This window comes from Bdellovibrio reynosensis, from assembly GCF_022814725.1.
Lineage (GTDB): Bacteria > Bdellovibrionota > Bdellovibrionia > Bdellovibrionales > Bdellovibrionaceae > Bdellovibrio > Bdellovibrio reynosensis.
In genome coordinates this window covers 3,496,962-3,517,859 of record NZ_CP093442.1, presented here as the reverse complement: position 1 = coordinate 3,517,859, position 20,898 = coordinate 3,496,962, and the positions used below count along the sequence as shown (strand labels likewise).

The 20,898-nt window shown below is 43.5% G+C and carries 15 protein-coding genes and 1 tRNA gene; 11 read left to right on the top strand and 5 right to left on the bottom strand.

The genetic code is table 11. The annotated features are described in order from the left end of the window. Positions 1-92: 92 nt before the first annotated feature. The 10 genes from MNR06_RS16410 (at position 93) to MNR06_RS16365 (ending at position 9,934) form a co-directional block, all read left to right on the top strand. Positions 93-1,448 (top strand): sigma-54-dependent transcriptional regulator, encoded by a 1,356-nt coding sequence (locus tag MNR06_RS16410; protein ID WP_243537678.1) that lies wholly within the window; start codon positions 93-95, stop codon positions 1,446-1,448. Then, complete coding sequence (locus MNR06_RS16405; protein WP_243537676.1) at positions 1,448-2,392, top strand: phosphatidate cytidylyltransferase; 945 nt, start codon at positions 1,448-1,450, stop codon at positions 2,390-2,392. The genes MNR06_RS16410 and MNR06_RS16405 overlap by 1 nt, the downstream gene beginning before the upstream one ends. Further along, complete coding sequence (locus tag MNR06_RS16400) at positions 2,389-3,144, top strand: lysophospholipid acyltransferase family protein (RefSeq protein WP_243537674.1); 756 nt, start codon at positions 2,389-2,391, stop codon at positions 3,142-3,144. The genes MNR06_RS16405 and MNR06_RS16400 overlap by 4 nt, the downstream gene beginning before the upstream one ends. Then, positions 3,131-4,033, top strand: coding sequence for an MBL fold metallo-hydrolase (locus MNR06_RS16395; protein ID WP_243537672.1), 903 nt, complete (start codon positions 3,131-3,133; stop codon positions 4,031-4,033). Before MNR06_RS16400 ends, MNR06_RS16395 begins: the two co-directional genes overlap by 14 nt. Positions 4,034-4,060: 27 nt before the next feature. After that, the gene (locus tag MNR06_RS16390; protein ID WP_243537671.1) at positions 4,061-4,879 is read left to right on the top strand and encodes a YihY/virulence factor BrkB family protein; all 819 of its coding nucleotides are present in this window, start codon (positions 4,061-4,063) and stop codon (positions 4,877-4,879) included. A gap of 82 nt (positions 4,880-4,961) precedes the next feature. Continuing rightward, positions 4,962-5,038 (top strand) — tRNA-Arg (locus MNR06_RS16385). A 295-nt stretch (positions 5,039-5,333) separates the two neighbouring features. Next, positions 5,334-7,415: a PAS domain-containing hybrid sensor histidine kinase/response regulator gene (locus MNR06_RS16380; protein WP_243537669.1), complete on the top strand. Its 2,082-nt coding sequence runs from the start codon at positions 5,334-5,336 to the stop codon at positions 7,413-7,415. A 271-nt stretch (positions 7,416-7,686) separates the two neighbouring features. Then, complete coding sequence (locus MNR06_RS16375) at positions 7,687-8,508, top strand: hypothetical protein (RefSeq protein WP_243537667.1); 822 nt, start codon at positions 7,687-7,689, stop codon at positions 8,506-8,508. A 14-nt stretch (positions 8,509-8,522) separates the two neighbouring features. Next, positions 8,523-9,041 (top strand): hypothetical protein, encoded by a 519-nt coding sequence (locus MNR06_RS16370; RefSeq protein ID WP_243537666.1) that lies wholly within the window; start codon positions 8,523-8,525, stop codon positions 9,039-9,041. Between the two features lie 131 nt (positions 9,042-9,172). Further along, positions 9,173-9,934 (top strand): hypothetical protein, encoded by a 762-nt coding sequence (locus MNR06_RS16365; RefSeq protein ID WP_243537665.1) that lies wholly within the window; start codon positions 9,173-9,175, stop codon positions 9,932-9,934. Here the strand turns inward: MNR06_RS16365 and MNR06_RS16360 are convergent. Genes MNR06_RS16360 through MNR06_RS16350 form a run of 3 tightly spaced genes read right to left on the bottom strand, consistent with a single transcriptional unit; the run spans position 9,931 to position 14,823 of the window. Next, a complete protein-coding gene (locus tag MNR06_RS16360; protein ID WP_243537663.1) occupies positions 9,931-12,099 on the bottom strand; it encodes a multicopper oxidase domain-containing protein in 2,169 nt (722 codons plus the stop codon). The genes MNR06_RS16365 and MNR06_RS16360 overlap by 4 nt on opposite strands. A 47-nt stretch (positions 12,100-12,146) precedes the next feature. Beyond that, complete coding sequence (gene cueR / locus MNR06_RS16355) at positions 12,147-12,536, bottom strand: Cu(I)-responsive transcriptional regulator (RefSeq protein ID WP_407933228.1); 390 nt, start codon at positions 12,534-12,536, stop codon at positions 12,147-12,149. A gap of 10 nt (positions 12,537-12,546) precedes the next feature. Next, on the bottom strand, positions 12,547-14,823 hold the full coding sequence (locus MNR06_RS16350) for a heavy metal translocating P-type ATPase (protein ID WP_243537659.1): 2,277 nt from the start codon (positions 14,821-14,823) through the stop codon (positions 12,547-12,549). A gap of 197 nt (positions 14,824-15,020) precedes the next feature. Here MNR06_RS16350 and MNR06_RS16345 point away from each other — a divergent pair, with 197 nt between their 5' ends. Beyond that, positions 15,021-16,055: a PAS domain S-box protein gene (locus tag MNR06_RS16345; RefSeq protein WP_243537657.1), complete on the top strand. Its 1,035-nt coding sequence runs from the start codon at positions 15,021-15,023 to the stop codon at positions 16,053-16,055. A 3-nt stretch (positions 16,056-16,058) separates the two neighbouring features. Here the strand turns inward: MNR06_RS16345 and MNR06_RS16340 are convergent, their stop codons facing one another. Continuing rightward, entirely contained in the window at positions 16,059-18,182 is a 2,124-nt protein-coding gene (locus tag MNR06_RS16340; RefSeq protein ID WP_243537656.1) for an L-sorbosone dehydrogenase, read from the bottom strand. Positions 18,183-18,204: 22 nt separating this feature from the next. Beyond that, positions 18,205-20,802 (bottom strand): ATP-binding protein, encoded by a 2,598-nt coding sequence (locus MNR06_RS16335; RefSeq protein WP_243537655.1) that lies wholly within the window; start codon positions 20,800-20,802, stop codon positions 18,205-18,207. Between the last annotated feature and the right edge of the window lie 96 nt (positions 20,803-20,898).

Sequence of the window (20,898 nt, the reverse complement as noted above, 5' to 3'; positions counted from 1 at the left end):
TTAAAGCTTAAACATAAACTTTGTATTCGTCACTACTGACTATGCGCACCAATCCTAGTCAAAGAAGAAGCTAAGAGAGAGACTTAAAGCCTATGAAAAACACTCGAGTATTTTCTCTATTAATCGTCGACGATGATCAACTTGTGCACCAAGCTCTAAAAATGAGTCTTCCGAATCACTGGAAGGTGTTTTCAGCTTCTAAATTAGAAGCCATCCAATATGAAAGATTCTATCACGCCGCTTTCGTAGATATGCATCTAGAGCCAGGCGCTAAAGCCGTTGGTCCACAGATCATTGAAAAACTGGTTAAGCACAACAACCAACTTGAAGTCGTTGCGATGTCGGGTGATTTAAGCCGCGCTTTAATGGAAAGCTGTCTTAAAGCCGGTGCGCAAAGATTTTTAGCAAAGCCATTGATGCCTGAAGAAATTCTTTTGATCTTAGAAAAGATTGAAGCGCTTTGGGATTTACGCAGCGTTGATCCTGCTTCCAATCGCGGAACTATTCGCTGGGTTGGAAATTCTTCAGCTTCGCAAAAAATTAAAAAACGTATCGCGGATCTTCGTGGCGAAACAAATCCTGTTTTAATCGAAGGCGAAACGGGCTGTGGTAAAGAAGTTGCGGCCCGCCTTTTACATGAACAAGAAGGTGACCGTCCTTTTATCGCCGTGAATTTAGCCAGCATCCCTGAAAATCTTTTTGAGTCAGAAATGTTTGGTCATATTAAGGGTGCGTTCACTGGCGCTGATCAAAACAAGGTCGGTCTAACTGAAGCGGCCCACGGTGGTGATTTGTTCTTGGATGAAATCGAGGCTTTGCCACTTTCGCAACAAGCAAAACTTCTTCGTTTCCTAGAAACTGGCGAAGTACGTCGCGTAGGGGCTAAAGAAAGCACCCAAGTAAAAACCCGCGTGATCGTTGCCAGTAATAAGCCGCTAGACAAAATGGTCGCCGCTGGGGAATTCCGTGAAGACTTATTGTACCGTCTGGCTTCTCAGCGCATTGAACTGACTCCGTTAAGAGATCGTCTTGAAGATATCGACGAGTTAGCAAAACATTTCTTGGCAGCGGAAAGACCTCGTCGCAATAAGTCCATTGCTGACGATGGCTTAGAAGCGCTAAAAAAATACAACTGGCCCGGAAACGTGCGTGAACTGAAACGCGTATGTGAACAACTTAGCTTAACTTCGCCTTTACCGTTTATTCGCGAAGAAGACGTGAACTCTTGGCTTAAACCGGCAGCGACACCCGCAGGAGCCCCCTCATACACAATGATTGATTTCAACAAGGGCTTAAACACATTGGTGGAAGATTTTGAGGCCCATGTGATTCGCACGTGTTTAAAGGAAACCGCTGACATCGAGCAGGCCGCTAAGGTTTTGCAAATCTCTCGCTCTAATCTTTATAAAAAGATTAAAGACTATAAATTGGACGAGGACGTACCTTAATGGATTTTTTTGATTTTACTTTTCCCATTCGCATCGCGATGCCTACGGCGTGGGAAAGTCATATTTATCGCCAGACCGTTTTGATTGTTCTTTCTATCATCTTTGTTTCTGGCGCCATCGTTTTCTTTTTTAGAAATAAGAACTATTACTTCGTTCAATCTTGGGCGAGCATTAAAAGCTGGCTGATTGCCGCCCCGTTGATGTTTATCGTGATGGGGATGCCAGAGCCTTGGCCTTTAGTATTTCTAACTTTGCTGGCGATTCTGGGAGCGAAAATCTTCTTTCAGATCATGGGAATGTTTCATCGCAGTTACTTTGTTTTGATCTGTTATGCCGGGATCGTGGGTTTGGGGGTTGCGACTTGGTATGACCGCTTAGATATTTATAACTTCATGCCGATGATCGTTTTAGGCGCAGCGTGCTTAGTACCGCTGATTCGTAATTCCTATAAGCGCATGATTCAATATATGTCCTTAACCCTTTTAGGATTTATCTTCTTGGGTTGGTCGTTCATGCATTTGGGTTTGATTTTAAAATTCCCGAATGGCGTTTACCAAGTGATGTATTTGATCATCTTGACTGAGTTTTGCGATAACACGAACTTAGCCGTGGGTCGTTATGTCGGCGGCTGGAAGTTGTTCCCTGGAATCAATCCTCGCCGTACTGTCGGAAGTACGGCTGTTGCTGCCGCTTTGACTATCTTCCTTGCGGGCTCAATGCGTTTCCTTTTGCCAGATGGATCTGACAAGTACTGGTTAGCATCGGGATTAGTGGCTTCATTGGGTGGTTTCTTGGGCGATCTAATCATGACAGTTTTACGTCGTGATGCGGGCATGAAAACTGTCGGTCCGTTCATTCTAGGCCGCGGGGACTTTTTAAATCGCGTGGATAGAATGATCTTTGCTGCCCCGATTTATTATTATGTCATGACGGTTATTCTATGAAGGATTGGAACTACGATAACGAGCAGTGGACCAAACTGCCGACGTATTTGAAACACCTGCCCCTTTTTACCCGCCACATTGATCTGTTCAGCGTGGCCATGCGTTTTGTGTGGTCGGTGTTTTTAAAGAATATCGTTTTTAAGTTTTATATTCGCCTTAAAGTAAAAGGCACGCCGTTTAAAGAAATTTATCGCACGCAACCTAAGTTGATTATTATCAGTAACCACGCAAGCCACTTAGATGCCGTATCCATTGCGGCTTCAATCCCTCGTCGCTTTTGGTTAAGTCTTTATATTGCTGCTGCCAAAGACTATTTCTTTACGAATGCGCTGTTCACATTCTTTTCAAAGCACTGCCTAGGTGCTATTCCCATTGATCGTAAAGATCGCAAAGGCGAAGCGATCAACCTGATTTTGAAATTACTTACCGAACTTCCACGCATGTGGTTAATTATTTTTCCAGAAGGCACACGGTCTAAAGACGGAAAAATTCAGGAATTTAAGCGAGGCGTTTCTATATTTTCAGAGCGCACGCAAACCCCGCTTTTATTCACCTACCTAGAGGGAAATGCGGAACTTTGGCCTAAGGGTCAGCCGATTCCGTTACCAGGGAAATTAGTTTTGCACGTAGGTCCTGTGCACCCGCCAGGTCCGATTCAACAGGTGTATGCTGCTTATAAAGAGTGGGTGGTTACGATCAATCCTGATGCTTTCCAAGCCATTCCAAGTGAGCCATCAAATGAGCAAGAATAATTTTGAAGTCGAAAAAACTCACCTAAGAATTGGTAGCTTTGAAGTCTGCCCTATTCCTACTGGAATATTTGGTTTAGATGGTGGCGCGATGTTTGGGACTGTTCCTAAGGTTCTTTGGGAAAAATCAAATCCTACCGACGATAAAAATCGCATCGAAATGGAAGCTCGCGCTTTGTTATTAAAGTCTTCTGGTTGCAACATTTTGATCGACACAGGGAACGGTAAAGATTTTATTGCGAAGTACGGCGATAAGCTGGGTGGCAAGTTTGCTGAGCTTTACAATATTCATGATAAAGGACCTTCGTTATTAGGCTCTTTAGATAGAAACGGTATTAAGCCCGAAGACATCCACCACGTGATCTTGACTCATTTGCATTTTGATCATGCGGGCGGAGCGACGACGGAAAAAGATGGCAAGATCGTTCCGACTTTCCCGAATGCACAGTACTGGGTTCAGAAAAACAATCTTGAAACGGCAAGTAAACCCAACTTGCGTGAACGCGCAAGCTACCTACCTGCTAATTATCAGCCTTTATTAGATAGCGGTGTATTGAAAGTGATCGATGGTCCCCAAGAAATCCTGCCAGGCGTTTTTGCCGAGATTTCGAATGGTCACACCCAAGGTCAACAAGTGATTCGCGTGACTGACGGTACGAACACATTGTTGTATTGCGGAGACATGGTGCCAACCAGCTCCCACGTGAAAGTTCCTTGGTTGATGGGTTACGACTTACATCCATTGATGTTGATGGAAGAAAAACAGAAATTTCTAAGCCAAGCTGCTGACCAAAAATGGTATTTGTTTTTTGAGCACGATCCTTATTGTGATGCTGCTTTGATTGAACGAAGTGGACACGATTTCAGCGTGCAAAAAAGATTCTGGTTATAAAAGCTTCAACCATGGTATGTTCGAACCATGGCTTGGCGATTCAGCGGCAAAATTCGTTTTGAAAAATTAAAAAGCGTTACCAAAGATACTCTTCAGCAGATGAATGATGGAGAGTTGCAATTGGTAGCGGCTTCTTTGGCTTTTTCTACGGCCATTGCCTTAGTCCCCTTTTTAGCCGTGGTACTGGCAACTTTTCAGTCCATCGGCGGCTTAGAAGTTCTTTATCCCAAAGTGGAAGCATTGTTGCTACGAAACATGCGCGAGGCCGCCGGCAGTGATGTAACAAAATTCATGCGCATCTTTTTACAGAACATCAACGCCGGTCGCATGGGTGGAACGGGCGCGGTGTTTTTATTCATCACTTCTTTGCGTCTTTTGCATGATATGGAAGTGGGTATTCATCGCGTGTGGAATCAGCGCAATACCCGTCCGTTTTATAAGCGTTTGATTTATCAATGGGCTTTGATTTTGGCGATCCCGGTGTTCTTAGCAATTTACGTCGGTATTATGACGTTGGATCAATTTCAGTTTGTGGTGCTACTATTGCCGGCGGGATTTGCGAACTCGACTGTTTTGATTGGCTCGCTTTTCTTAATTTACAAATTTGTTCCGGATGTGAAGGTTCACTCGAAGGCGGCGTTTATTAGTGCGCTGGTTGCTTATGTTGCCTTGTATGGAGTGCATAAGACCTATGCAGCCATGGCTTTGCGGTTTTTCAATTACTCGAAAATCTATGGTTCCTTCGCCGCTTTACCGCTATTGCTGCTTTGGATTTTGACTCTTTGGTATGTGATCCTGGGTGGCGTCGCTCTTTGCGCCTCCCTTCAGAAACGACACGTTGCGTAATTTAACTTTTTCGGACGCGCAGTCTTGGAATTTTGAATTAGATTTGCTAGTTTGTGCCTCTTCTAAGATACTTTCTTGCAGTGGTCGCGTAGCTCAGCTGGATAGAGCAATTGCCTTCTAAGCAATAGGTCGTACGTTCGAGTCGTACCGCGATCACCATTTCCTTCTCTTTTGCTTCAGACAGTCCTCGCTCTTTGTTTACAAATTCAGTTAAGTTGATTTCGTGGTTCGATGGGGATTCTTGCCTTCGTATCTGTTGATCATTCCTGTGGAACTCGCAAAAGAGAAGGAAATGGTGACTGGGCTTGGGGGGTCTGGTCGCTAGGCGACGCTACGAGGCTGGTCGCTTTGCGACTTCGCTGACAGAGTATTGTTGGGTTGCAGTCTGGTGTTGGTGTGGGGGGCTTTTTAGAAAAGGCTTTTCTAGATGGTTGGGGTCCTGTAAAGATTTATTGTGGAATTTGATTATTCGGTAAATCCATTTGGTGAGCTTGCTCGGACCAGTTTTATGGTTCAAACCACTTTGAAATTTGATTGGTCGCAAACTGAGTTGGGTCCTATTGAAAATTGGGATATTGGTTTAATCAATTCTTTACGTCTTGTTTTTAGTTGTCCGATTGGAATGTATTGTACTTGGGGTCCCCAGCGTCGTGTCTTTTATAATGATGCCTATATTCCTATTTTAAAACATCGTCATCCTCGAGCGCTTGGGTCTAAGCTTTCTGAAGTTTGGCCTGAGGTTTGGGATCAGGTAGATGCTATTGCTTCGAAGGTTGAAGCTGGTGGTGTGGTTCGTGAGGCTGACGTGCAGTTCGACATTGATGTCGATGGGAAGCCTCAAGGGAATTATTTTACTTACGGAAATTCCCCGCTATTTAATGCTGAAGGAAAAATTTCGGGGATGCTTTGTACAATCCTAGATACGACGACTTCGGTTCTTCGCAATCGGGCGGCTGAAGAAAGTTTGGCTCGCTCTAATGAAATTGTGAAAGCAGAGCGCAGAAAACTTCGTATGATTTTAGAAAAAGCTCCTATTGCCATGGCGGTTCTTGATGGGCCTGAACATCGTTTTTCAATGGTGAATGATCTTTATCGTGGACTTTTCCTTGGCAGTACCGATGTAAGCGGACAACGAATTAAGGACGTTTTTCCGATCATGGAAAAGATTGGCATGCTTGCTGACCTTGATGACATCTATCGTACCGGCAAAACATTTGAAGGCAAAAATTTTGAGGTGCATGATCGTCGCGCTGACGGTGTCACCTATTCAGCTTTTCTAGATTTTGTTTATCAGCCCGTTTACGACGTCAATGATCAGATCGAGGGTATCGTTATTGCAATTAATGATGTCACCGACCGCGTGAAGGCAGAGCGAGCTTTGCAATCCGCTAAAGACGCTGCTGAAAATGCCAATCATGCTAAATCGAACTTCCTTGCAAATATGTCCCATGAGATTCGCACTCCCCTTGGGGCCATTCTTGGCTTTTCTGAAATGATCGGGACCCAAGAACTAGAATCTTCGGAAAGAGAAAAATATCTTGAGATAGTTCGTCGCAACGGTGTTTCGCTTACTCGTATCATTGATGACATCTTGGATTTATCAAAAATTGAAGCTGGTAAATTCCAAACAGAGTTGGCCCCGGTCCGACTTAAGATTCTGCTTCAGGAAGTTGTGGCCATGTATTTGGATCACGCTGCGGAAAAAAATATTCAACTGAAATATGATCTAAACGGAATCGCTGACCTAAGTGTTGTGACCGATGCCGTTCGTATTCGCCAGGTTTTGTTAAATCTTATTGGCAACGCGGTTAAATTTACTTCTGAAGGCCTTGTGAAGATTTCTTCGCGGGCGGAACAAGTGACTGGAGCACGCATGAATGTAACTTTTAGAATTGAAGATACTGGTATAGGCATGACTGCTGAGCAAGCAGAACGATTGTTTAAACCGTTTACTCAGGCAGATGTTACCTCCACTCGCCGCTTTGGTGGTACGGGCTTAGGCTTAGCACTTTCAAAAAATCTCGCCCACGCTTTAGGTGGCGATGTTCGCATCGTTCACTGTGAACCGGATAAGGGCTGTATCTTTGAATTTTCATTTGAAGCGGAAGATGCCAACAAACTTGCGGCACCTACGTCGACAGAAACTGCGACCGTTGAAAAGCAAAATCCTTTTGCTGGTTTTAGCGTACTAGCTGTTGATGATGCCCCTGATAACCGCGAACTCATTAAGGCGATTTTGAAAAAAGCCGGTCTTGATGTGACAGTGGTTGATAGTGGTGAAGAAGCTTTAAACCTGGCAAAGCAAAAACACTTCGATCTTGTCCTAATGGATATCCAAATGCCTGGTCTTGATGGCTATGGGACTTTGTCTGAGCTTCGCAAAAGCGGTTTTGAAGAACCGATCTTGGCCTTAACGGCCCATGCCATGAAAGAAGATAAAGCGAAGGCATTGGCTGCTGGCTTTGCTGATCATCTAACCAAACCTATTAATTCAAAAGTTCTTCTGCAAACCATTCAGTCTTATTTGCAGCATTAAAAAAGGCCATTTAAGTGGTTTGAATGAAAATGTCCAAAAGATTGCCATTTTAATGATAATTGCGGAACGGCACAGTCTTTAATCGTGTCAGCGTATCATGGTGGCATTCTTAAAACTGGTCTGGTGAATTCAACTGTTCATTCGTATCTGCATTTCTATAATAAGTTCTATGGAATATTCACGACAGCTTTGGGTCTTCTTTGTTTTCTTCCTAGGACTAACTTCTTTTGGACGTGCGGAATGGAGTTCGCGAAATAGGTTGGAAGTCGGGATGACGGACAATGCACAACGGACAGATGCAAATAAAGAGAGTGATTTCTTTTTCGCTCTGGGTACTTCAAATCGCTTCACTATGCCCGGTCATGTGTTGGGTTTGAGATTAAAATATCAGGATTATAGTAATGAAAATCCCAACGACGTTTTGTCCTATGGAATTTCTGACGAAATGAAATGTCTTGGTGATAAGACCTGTGAGTTTGAATTTAAGGGTCAAGAGTATGTTTATGGCGAACCTGCGACCACGGACTATTCTTTTACTAATTATGCTTTAGCGGGTGCTGTGACTAAAACTCAGGGTCTTAAAAGAAACATGGATCTTGATTTAACGGCGGCTGCGGAAGTGCGAAACTACCCCTCTTTAAATCGCTTAGACACCACCGCTTATTTCCGTGCGACTTTGGGTTACGATGCGACGACATTGCTTTACTTAGAAGCCAATGGCGAAAGTGGTTTGGTGATTTCATCTGCCAGTGAATACAGCCTGATGTATTTCGATATTTCGGGTATGGCAGAATACGCAGTTGATAGAAATTGGACAATGACGGGCGAGCTTGGGGTAAAACAAACGGTCTTCTTAAACCGTGACTTAACAACGGAAACCACAGTGACTCGCCGAAATGGCAGAACTGTGAGCTTGGTGGATACTTCTAAAGAAACGTATAATGCTTTGTATTTATCTTTCGAGGGCAATTACACCGTTTCCTTAGATCATACTGCGGGTATTGGTTTGCGATCTTTTAAACAGAACTCGCGCAGCGGTTATCAAGATTATACCGAAAACGAAATTATAGCGAAGTGGTTGGTCACTTTCTAACGAAGGAGTGTTAAATGAACAAGAAATTAGTTCTTTCCGTCTTACTAGTAGCTTTGACGAATCCCCTGCTTGCCAAAGCTGAGGATGAAATCACAGCAGCAGAAACGCAGATTACGGAAGAAGCAACCAAGCCGGACTATGAAGCGCGCTTAAAAGAAAAATACAGTCTGACTGATGAACAGCTTCAGGCGATGAAAGATTCTAAAATCTCGGAGTCGCAATTTGCTGTGGTCGGAGCCTTAAGTAAAGCTTCTGGCAAAACCGTGGATGAAATTTTAAAGATGCGCACTGAAGATAAAATGGGTTGGGGTAAAATCGCCAAAGAACTGGGTGTAGCCCCGAAAGAAATCGGCCAGGCCGTGTCAGGCATGCACCGCCAAGACGAAAAAGCCCATGAAAAGCATGCAGAGAAAAAAGAAATGCGCGAAGCCAGAAAGGAAGAGCGTAAGCAAATGCGTGCTGAAAAAAAGCAAGACCGTAAAGAGGCACGCAAAGAATCTCGCTCTCAGAAAAAAGATAAAAAAGTGCAATAGCCTCTTTGGGGCGGCCTTCGGGCCGCCTGTCTATTTCTTAAACAGCCTAATTCTGTATAAATCCCTTAAATTCGCATTGATCGACTTAGAAAATGGCACTTCCTTCGCAGTTAAAACACCTGCGGAGGACTATGAAGATCAAAGCCTGTTTTTCATTCTTAATATCAGCCTTGCTGATCACAATGGCTTCAGTGGCCTTTGCCTCCCCCACTGCACCTATTGATATCGTTTTTGATATCGATTGGACGACCTTTTATACCGCTCATCCAGACAAACCAAATCAAGGTGATGACAAAGTTATTATTGTCGAAGGCAAAGCCTATCGTCCCACAGATCATTTAGGTGAAGTGCTTGAAAAGATTTCTTCACGTCCCGATGTTCGCATTAGTTTTTTTAGCGGTGGCGAGCGCTCGCGCAATGAAACTTTATTGAAAGCCTTCAAATTGCCATCGGGTCGCAGCGCTTATGACATCGCTTACAAAGTATTGTCGAAGGAAAACTTAACCACTGTTTCTGAAGATGCTTCTTTGGGGTTTTCTGAAAGATATAAGAAATCCATGGCTGGCATTTTGCCTGGAGCCACGGCTGAAAGAACCATTTTAGTAGATGACCAGGTGAACTTTAGTGTGAAACCGTGGAAAGCCGTTGCATCCCTGGGGGTCTTTAATTTTCAAAAAGAATTTGATGCTTCTAAAGCCAATGAAGCCTATTTCCCGAAGTCTAAGGAAGAGTGGCGCGCAGAACGGGATAAAGCTTTGATGTGGCAGGCATTGCTTGAAGAAGCTCTATCATCCAGCAATGCCCATAAGAAACAGTCCTTTGCCCAAATCGCGGAGGATCTGTGGGCACAGAAATCCCATCGCGGACTTTGCAAGAACATTTTTGCTGACTAGAACTGGTATTGGAATCCGACCCCAATACTTTCACCGGTATAACGAAGTCCCGCTGCCCAATGCCAGTTCTTGCCATACATCAGATTCACAGAATATTCATTTCCTAACTCTTCATCCTGGCGCCAGATATATTCAGCCTCGGTGAATAGAGTGCTGGTCCATTGGAAGCGTTTTTCTAGGTCAATTCTTAGCTTGCCTTTTGAGTCCACCAATAATTTGGATTCAAGAAGCATAGGCAATAAATAACCAACACCCAATTCCGCACGATAATCGTGGTGAACTGCCGAAGCACCTACGATTAGGTTTAGATAGTTATTGAACCAGCGATGATAGAATAGATCACCTGAACCGTCCCACTCTTCATCTTTGCGGGCTTCCGCTTTGAATGTAAGTTCATTCCAAGTTTGGGTAAGGCGATACTTTGCTTCAACAATATTAGTCGCCGCTTGCAAGCTTCCTGCTTGATACCAGTGATCATGCAAGTGAGGATCTTGCTTATCCCAAACCGCCATCTTAGGGCTTGGCTTATAGGTCATATACTTCACCACTCGCGCCATACCGGTTTTCATATGGTACAAGTTATGGCAATGAAGCATCCATTGACCGGGTTCATTTGCATAGAATTCGATAGTACGAGTTCCCATTGGCGGAACATCGACCGTGTGTTTTAGTGGTGAGTATTCGCCGTGTTTGTTTAAGACGCGGAAGAAATGACCATGCAGATGCATCGGATGATGCATCATCGTATCATTCACGAAGGTAAAGCGAACCACATCATTTTCGTTAATAATGATGTTTCTATCTTCGTGTATGGCTTTCCCATTGATGTGCCAAACATAGCGTTCCATGTCGCCACCAAGTACTAGTTTTAAATCTACAACTTTTCCTTTTGGTAGCGTGGTGGGCGCAGGAGATTTAAACTCATCCACTGTCAAAGTTTCGACATCAGCACTTTGTACTTTAGGAGCAGCAGCATGGGCCGCATGACCATGATGAGCGTGATACTCCTCAGTTTTTGCGGTTTGATGATTTTGATGCGTTCCATGGTTTGAATGATCATTGTGATTTGCATGTTCACCATGAGCTGGGTGATCTACCTTACCATGCTCACCGTGCCCACTATGCGCACTATGATCCATGGGGGCATATAGGTCCGGGAGTGGTTTGTCTTTAGCATGTACTTTTTCTCCCATTCCAATCCAAGCAGAAGCATACCCAGTCACGTCTTGAACTGTCGCACGCAATTCATAATTCTTATGTTCAGGTACGGTGAAAAGAACGTCATAGGTTTCTGCCATGCCCATCAAAATTTCATTCGTATGAATGGGCGCAATATCCAACCCGTCCGCTGAAATAACTTTCATCGGTAAACCCGCTAGCGAAACATAGAAATAGCTGGAAGCCGCTGCATTAATGATACGCAGGCGAATGGTTTCACCCGGGTGCGCTTCAATTAATTGCAGATTCTTTTTACCATTAATAAGAAAGGCATCATAACCTACATCCGATAAGTCCATGCCACCCATGCGGTCCCACTCATTTTTAAAATAAGTTTTCAGCTCGCCGGCTTTTGCAGCACCGACGATAGAACGAATGGAATTTTTCTTATAAAGATAATAGTCACCGTCTTTGCGCAAATTCTTAATAATCTGATCCGCATCTTCATCGGACCAATCACTTAAAACTAAAACGGCCTCTTTATCAGCCTTAACCGTTGGCTTTTTCGGGTGAATGATTAGACCACCATAGACACCCTTTTGTTCCTGCACCATGGTGTGGGAGTGATACCAATACGTACCACTTTGTCTTAAGCGAAATTTAAAGGTATGGGACTTACCCGGAAAGATGGGCGGAGTATTTACATAAGCAACACCGTCTTCTTCAGGCGGAAGCAAGATACCATGCCAATGCAAGGACACTTCTTCGTCAGAAAGTTTATTGTGAACCGTGATTTCAGCATCGTCACCTTCCGTGAATTCTAAAGTCGGCGCGGGAATACCGCCGTTCACCGTCAAAGAAAAGTCCACTTCCTTGCCAGTGATATTTACTTTTTTATTTTCAATAACCAGCTCATAGCGAACAGTTTTTGCGTGAACAGTGCTTAATAACAAGAAAGCTGTGAACGCTGCAATAAGTGAAAACAGTTTTAAATTCTTAGATTCCATATATCCTCTTAGTACCACGATAAACCTTCCCATATTTGGAAGGTCAACTAGTGTCCCGCTAAATCATCTAAAATTGGACAGTCGGGGCGGCCATCACCGTGACAGTGACGCGCTAAATGCTTGAGGGTCTTAACCATTTCCTCAAGCTCTTTAATTTTCTGTTCCATTTCTTCGATATGCTTCGTAGCCAGAGCTTTTACTTCTCCACTGGCGCGGTTTTTATTGCGCCATAGACTAACCAGCTTCTTTATTTCCTTCATAGAAAATCCGAGGGTTCGTGATCTTTTTACGAATGATAGGATATGAACATCGTTTTCAGAATAAATTCTATAACCTGATTCACTTCTTTGCGCTTTAGGTATGATGCCTATGGATTCATAATGTCGAATCAATTTGTCGCTGACTCCAGAAATTTTGGCGGCATCGCCGATACTCATTTGTTTCATCTTATTTTTCCACCCTTTTCTGACTGGCTGGTTTCCATCGACGCAATAATAATGCATTTGAGATAACACTCACGCTGCTAAAGGCCATGGCTGCACCCGCAAGCACTGGACTTAAATATCCGGCCGCCGCCAATGGAATTCCAATAATATTATAAATAAAGGCCCAGAATAAGTTCTGTTTAATTTTGCTATAGGTTCTTCGTGAAATCTCGATGGCATCAGCAATCAGTAATGGATTACCTCGCATCAAAGTAATTCCCGCAGTGTGCATGGCTACGTCAGTTCCAGTAGCCATGGCGATTCCAACATGGGCCGCAGCAAGCGCCGGAGCATCATTAACACCGTCCCCCACCATAGCCACTCTTTCGCCTTGGACTTTTAAACTTTCCACCACCTGGGCTTTTTCACCAGGCAAGACTTGGGCTTTAACTTCATCAATACCAAGAGCTTTTGCTACTTTTAAAGCACTTCCTTCGTTATCTCCGGTTACCATCATGGTTTTGATGTTAAGCTCATGAAGCTTCGCGATACTTTCTTTACTTTCAGCTTTAGGTTGATCGCTGAAAGAAATCATACCTAAAATTTTTCCGCTGCTGGTATTGGCGATAAACGATACAGTTTCGCCTTCATTCATTCGCTGTTCAAAACGCTGCTGTAACGAACCTAAATCAATATTTCGTTCTGCCATTAATTTGAAAGTTCCTACAATGATGTTTTCACCATTCACGACACCTTCTAAACCTTTGCCTGGAATTGCTTTGATGTTTTGCGCAGGTTCATATTTTATTCCATGATTTTTCGCCCAAGCTAAAGTCACTTTAGCCAAAGGATGTTCACTTCCTGATTGCACACTTGCTAACTGAGCAAACACGGCACTGTCACTACCCTCAACACTAACGAAATTGCTGACTTGAGGCTTTCCTTCAGTCAACGTACCCGTTTTATCAAAAGCAATTTTAGTTACTGAGTGAGCAATCTCTAAAGCCTCCGCATCCTTGATTAAGATACCCACCTTAGCGGCCACGCCCGTACCCACAATAATGGCGGCGGGAGTTGCAAGCCCCAAAGCACACGGACATGCTATTACTAGGACAGCAACACCATTAATAATGGCTTGCTCCCAATTCCCCGTAGAGAGTCCCCAAGCAAGAATAGTAATTAAAGCTAAAAGCATCACTACCGGCACAAAGACAGCGCTTACTTTATCAACAAGTCGCTCTACCGGGGCTTTTGCGGCTTGGGCATTTTCAACCAAACGAACGATTCTTTCCAAAGTACTTTCTGCGCCAATGGCCGTGGTTTTAACATGCAACACCCCAAAGGAGTTTATAGACCCACCAATAACTTTACTGTCAGGTGTTTTAGCAACAGGCAGACTTTCACCTGTTAACAATGACTCATCGACTTCACTGTTTCCGTGAAGGACTGTTCCATCTGTGGGGATTTTTTCCCCAGGCCGGACGATGACGACATCGCCCACTTTAACTGCGTTAATTGGTATTTCTTTTTCTTCTTCAGCCGTTTTAATTCGCGCCGTTTCCGGCCGAATCGATTGTAGGGCACGAATGGCTTCAGAAGTTTGCAGTTTTGCTTTAGCTTCTAAATATTTCCCGAAAAGGACTAAAGTGACGATGACCGCCGCAGCTTCAAAATAAAGTTTTTCCGCGACGTGTTCGCTTCCTGAGAACAACCATATATAAAGACTTAGACCAAACGCTGCAGAAGTTCCCAAAGCAACTAACAAATCCATGTTGCCGGAAAAATTCTTAATAGCTTTTAGGCCCGTTCCGTAAAATCTTGCGCCTAACCAAAATTGAATTGGTGCTGCCAATATAAATTGAACAAACGGTGACCAATGAAACGAAATTCCGAAGGGTTGCAAAATCATAGGCAAAACCAAGGGCGCCACTAGGCCAAAAGCAATAAGAACTTTTAGTCCCTGACGGCGCAAACTTTTTTGTTTGTCTTCACCTGGCACTTCGCCATGGTGCATGTGATTTTCTGTATGACGATCTTCATTTTTAAACTTTACTGAATAGCCCGCTTTTTTAACGGCCTCAGACAGATCTTTATGCCCAGGTCCATGCCCTTTAAAAGTGACTTTAGCTTTTTCAGTGGCAAGATTGACAGCAACGTCTTCTACGCCGTCGACAGATTTTAGCGCCTTTTGAACTTTATTAACACAAGAGGCACAGTTCATTCCTTCGATTTCTAAATGAAGTTCCTTAGAGTGTTCCTGGCTTCCGTGATTGTGGTGGTTATGTTCGTTTGTATTCATACTGGCCTTCCTATAAGACTATCCTAAACCCTCCAATCATTGGAGGGTCAAGACTTTCAACACAGATTTATAGTCTGGCAACGCAACTAAACTAAAACCCAACGACCCACATTCGCTAAGTAATTAATTTCTCTGCACAAATACAGCTCGCCTAAAACCAGCTTGCTATTGGTACCAAATAATAAAAGTCTATTTAGGTGAAAAAACCTATTATACGTGTTCGATTTTATGTGGGGTTCTTAATAGCGAGTTTGCTGGTTGCGTTCATCACTATAAGTTCAGACCGTAGTACAAAAAAGCTTTTAGAAAGCTCCCACGGGATTGTTTCCTCTTATCATATCCAACGGGAAATAGAACGACTGGCCTTAAACATCTCCAATGCACAAACCCATACTCGCGGTTATTACATTACTCACCAATCGGCTTTTCTTGACGAATACCAGGCAGAAAAAAGAAAGCTATCTACTAACATTCGCCGCTTAGAGGAATTAATTAAAAGTAACCCACAACAAATTGCACAGTTGCGAGAATTAGAAACAGTTCTATATGTGCGAATTGGTCAATTGGATTCCGTAGTCAAACACGTGTCACAGAAAAAAGAAGGTGACATCTTTACTGCTGAAAACGTGAAAATTTTTAAAAGCCATGAGCATAAAATTCAGACCCTGTTTGCGGGCATGTTACAAACCGAAGAAAATATACTTGCTGCGCGTATGGAAGAATCAAACCGCCTTAGCACCCGCACCTTTTCAATCGTAACTGCCGGTGGAACTTTGGTTTTAGTTTTAATGAATATCGCAGCTTACGTAGTCTACCGCGATAGCACTCGCAGACAGCGCGCTGAAAATGAACTGGACAAATTTTTTGAATTTTCACTGGATCTGCATGTCTTAGCTGACATGAATGGCAACTTTACAAAAGTAAATCCGGCATTTGAAAGATTGCTAGGATATTCAGCGTTTGAACTGACTTCAAAAACTTTCTTTAACTTTATCCATCCGGACGATCTTGAATCGACTCGCATAGAAGCGAACAAACTTGCAACAGGGGAACCTGTGATCCATTTTGAAAATCGCTACATCGCCAAAGATGGCAAAGTGATTTGGCTAAGTTGGATTGCCGCGCCCGTGGGTCACAGCATTTATGCAACGGCCAGGGACGTATCGGATCTGCATAAGACACAACCTAAAGTTATGACCGACGACGAACGTCCCCCTGAGACTAACGTTTAAATCTTACTTCGCGATATAGAAAACGCCATCTTCTGGCCAACGGCACTCGTCTTTAAATAATCGACTGTGGGAAGGCACTAGATAAACTCGATACCAGGTGTAGCCGTCTTTAGTCACTGTTGCATTCGCACGCGGATCAATTGAAATAATATCACCAGATAATAGCTGACCACATACTTTCCCTTGGGTACCCGGAACCTGGCGAACATTGCGTTTTTCTTTTAAGGTAAATCTGCTGTGGATACTTTCAATATTTGCTGGCAACAGGTTCAGCCACTTTTCAACAATCTTATTTAAACGCACCCCTTCCGCTGTTCCGAAAAACTGGGGTTTATCTGCTGGAGGCATTGGAGTGTAACCCTCTATGCGTGCGATGGAGCCATAAAGTTTACTATGCTCTAGGTTTTTAGGCACAACCCATTCATTCTTAACTAAGAAATCCAAAGTGCTAAAACGATCTTGAACGATGTCGTTACTTTGCACATTGCCGTGACAACCCATGCAGTTTTTTTGAATAACTTCAGAAACCACTTCTTTATAGCCTTGCTCTAAAGCCGGCTGACTGCGCACGATGGATCGCCATGCTAACAATTGCACTTGGGGATCCACGGCATCTGCTCTTGAGTCACAACTTTCTTTGTAATTCGCTTTTTGACTTCTGGCCAAACGTAAGATCGTGCGACTTTCGCGATCTTCAACAATCCAGATAGATCCATCTTCCGCTTCGGTAAATCCCACCGGCGCCCCTTTAGGTCGAACGCCTTTGACTTCATTCCATTTCGAAATGATTTCTAAATATTCCCCGTGACGATCCATCCCGCCATGGGGTTGGAAAGGTTTCTTCACCGGACATGCTCCAGCGACATTGAAATTATATGTCGATGACGTTGCTGACTTCTGCTCTAAGGGTAAACCTTTTTCATCAACGGAATAAGCCACAAGTCTTTGCCCTGCGGGTTGATAACCATGCCAGCTAACGATCAACCGACCGCCAAAAAGGTCTTTAAACAAGGACCCTTTATAGTAGGCCATATGTAAAGGCGCCACATGCGGGGGCATCAACAACCAAGGTGCTTGATATTCCCCCACGGTTGAAGGATTTTTTAAATTACAATCAACGGGTTTAGTGAATTGCTTATGCAAAGGAAGATCTTTGTTTTCAGGAAACAACCATTCTGGCGAAGTCGCATGAAAATCATAGCAGTAGGGCCAACCGTAGTGGAAACCACGATGCTGATCTAAATGAATGACGTTCATTTCTTCATAGGGTTCATCAAGTTCAGGGAAGTCGCGGCTATTTTCACCTTGCACTAAAACACCTGCATCGGAAACAGCCATGGCCATGGAATTCCTAAGACCTAAAGCAGACACTTCAAAATACTTGATCCCCCCTGGCGGAACTTTTTTTAGAAGCTGAGCTGGAATGCGATAAATGGCGCCATTACCTTGGGCAGAATCCTCGGGACAAGTTTTATATGCGCCCGTTCCTTGAACTACGCAATGATCACTGGGTGACCCGGAGTTAATATAAAGATCGCCATTCCGGGGATCAAAAACGAATTGAGATAAGGGATGCATGTACCCTTCTTTTCGCACTAGGTTCCCAATCACGAGCTGCCAGTCCGCGGGTTGCAAATTTGCATTTAATTGGAATTTTGAAATCTGGGTACGCTCGCCGATGTAAAAGTATTTATCCGGCCCTAAAGCCAAACCATGGGGCGTTTCAAGTTGTGCTTTTAACAACTGAATTTCATAGGGACCTTTTGCTGATTTTTTTAACAAAAACAACCGACCGTTTTTAGGGGACCATCCGCCCATATCCACCACTAAAAAATTCGGTGTCCCAGGAATTTGCACAATCGTGCGAGGTTTAATAAATCCTTTATCAGTTGCCCGGTCTAAGGCGCGTTCTCGTGGCAGCACCAAGCCCAAACATGTACCAGGCATTGTTTCCACCTGCACCCTAGGATATCCATCACATGAAGTATCTAAGGGATCATAAAGATATCCGCTTTTATCTAAAACCAAATTACTTCCAGCCGTAGTACGCACCGCTGGAAAATTTTTGATAGAAGGGCTTGTACACTGAACCAAGAACAACGAGCTAAAAATTAAAATTAAACGCATACCCCATGTTGACAGTTAGATCTTAGTGGTGCAAGTCCCCGTCCTGCCGTTGGATGCTATCAAAGTTTGAAATCAACTTTTCATCAAACACAGGTAAACTTAATAGGAACTTAGAGCCTCTGTTTAAACCTTCGCTGTGGGCTGAAATAGTGCCACCATGAAGTTGCACCAAATGTTGGACGATGGAAAGTCCCAGTCCTAAGCCTGTATGGGATCTAGCCAACGTAGAGTTCTGCTGCGTAAACGGCTTAAAAATGTGGGGTAAGTAATCTGGAGTGATTCCTTCGCCGTCATCAATCACAGAGACATTAATAAAACCTTTATTCTGAACTGCTTCTATTAGGATGTGTCCCCCAGGATGGGTAAATTTAATAGCGTTAGAAATCAAGTTGCCTAAAATCTGTGACAGCCGCACTGGGTCGGCCCATATCGGTGGCAAGGCTGGACCCGTTTTAAATTTAAGCTCCACGCCTTTTTCTTTTGCAAAATAGTTTTGTGACTGCAGCACTTCTTGAAGCACGTCTTCAAAAAGTATCTTTTCTCGAGCCAGGGAAATTTTTCCTTTCATACTACGAGCGATATCAAGCAAATCAGACACTAAGCGAAGCTGCATTTTGGCGTTACGATTCACAGCCTCGATTGCTTCTATCATAAATTCACTTTCTAATTCTTCTTCTTTTAACATTTCTGAATAACTGAAAATGATACTTGCCGGAGTTCTAAGCTCATGGGACAGGGTCGCCAAGAATTCATCCTTCATTTTACTAAGACGTTTTAGTTCCTGATTGGCAGAGGCCAGTTCACGCACCATTTCGTCTAGGTCTTCACCTTGCATTTCAAGTTCTGTTTGCAAAAGTCTTTTAGCACGATAATAACTGACATGATTACGCACGCGCACAAGCAGCTCTTCAGGCGGAAATGGTTTTAAAAGATAATCAGCAGCCCCGCGGGATAATAGATCCATTCTTAACTTATCATCTGCGCGTGCGGTAAGCACGATGACGGGAATATCTTTAATCTCTTGATCCAAACGCAGATGATCAATTAAGTAGGTTCCATCGTATTTAGGCATCATTAAGTCCGTCAGGATTAAATCAGGCTTAATCAATTGCGCTTGCCGATAGCCTTCAAGGCCATCGCCCGCAGTGACGCAGCGAAATTCCGCACTTAAGCAGCTCGCGACAAAATTTCTAAGGGCTGAATTATCTTCGACCACTAAAATCACGGCCTGATCAGATTCTTCATCCTTATAGAATTCAGGAGTCGTTTCTGATTTTTCTTCAATTAATTCTGAAATCATTTGTTGCTGAGTCAGTTCTTGGCTGCCTTCATGAATCGAAGTAAAGACTTCAGTTTTTTCAGGGGCAATCATTGGAATTTCAATGATAAATTGAGCCCCACCTTCCTGGGCTTGGGACACTTCGACCTTACCTTGTAAAAGGTCGGTGAAGTCTTTAACAATAGAAAGGCCCAACCCAGTTCCACCTTTTTGCCGTACCTTTGAATCCTCAATTTGAAAGAATCGTTCAAAAATATTTTTACGCTGATTTTCAGGAATCCCTGGTCCGCTATCCGCCACGCTTAATACAAAATACGGTCGACCTTCCTTCACCTTGTTTTCAAGCGAAATACGAATTTTACCGTTAGCAGGAGTGAACTTAAAAGCATTACCCAATAAATTCATCACTATTTTTTGCAGCTTATCTGGATCCACTTCGACTTTTAACTCTTCCGGAAGATCCAAAGTAAACTGAATATTTTTTTCCTGAGCTAAGACGCTAAAGTTATCAGCAATACGTTTTACGAATTCATTAAGTTGAATTTGTTCATAATGGGCCGCTAACTCCCCAGCATCAAATTTCGCTATATCCAGCAAGTCATTAACTTGCCTTAAAAGAGCCATGGCATTTTTACGAATCAGTTCTAAAAGTTCTTTAGTCTTGGCGGTTATTTCTGGCGACTTTAAAAGCTGGTCCACAGGGCCAATTATTAGTGTCAGCGGGGTTCGTAGTTCGTGACTGACGTTTGCAAAAAATTGCGTTTTCTGACGATCAAGCTCTGTCAGTTTTTCATATAATTTGCGCAGCTCCCGTTCTTTTGCCGCCAATTCTTTATTGGCTTTTTGTATCTCTTGAGCTCGCTCATAAATGTCAGACTCAACTTGAATGGCACGACTGCGCCACTGCTCGGACTCTTGGGTGCGCCACTGCTCTTGTTTTTTTAGGTTGATAAAGTCAGTAACATCTTGCGCTTTATGAAGAAGATAAATGACCTCGCCCTGTTCATTTAAGATTGGCGTGTTGACAGGGCTCCAGTATCGCTCTTCAAAACCACCGCCTTCTTCTTGAGGTCGGCGGATGTCATATTTTTGCACCGCCATCGAATCAGGTTGTTTTGTACGTAAGGCCGTTTCTAATGAATGGCGAAGATTCGTGACGCCTGTAGCGTTCGGATCATCGGGATTATCTGGAAAAACTTCGAACATGGTTTTTCCGATCATTTCCTCACGACGGGTTTTAGTAGCGCGATTGTAGGCATCCGAAACAGCAATGACGGTAAAATCAGGAAGAAGTACACAGTATAAATCTGGTGCCTGTTCAAACAGAGTTTTAAAGTCCACTCTTTCATCTCCTGCCAACTAAGGTAGTTAACATAGATTAGTTTAAGATAGAGCGGCCATCACAGGCGATATTTGAATTCTCGAAATGTAATTATG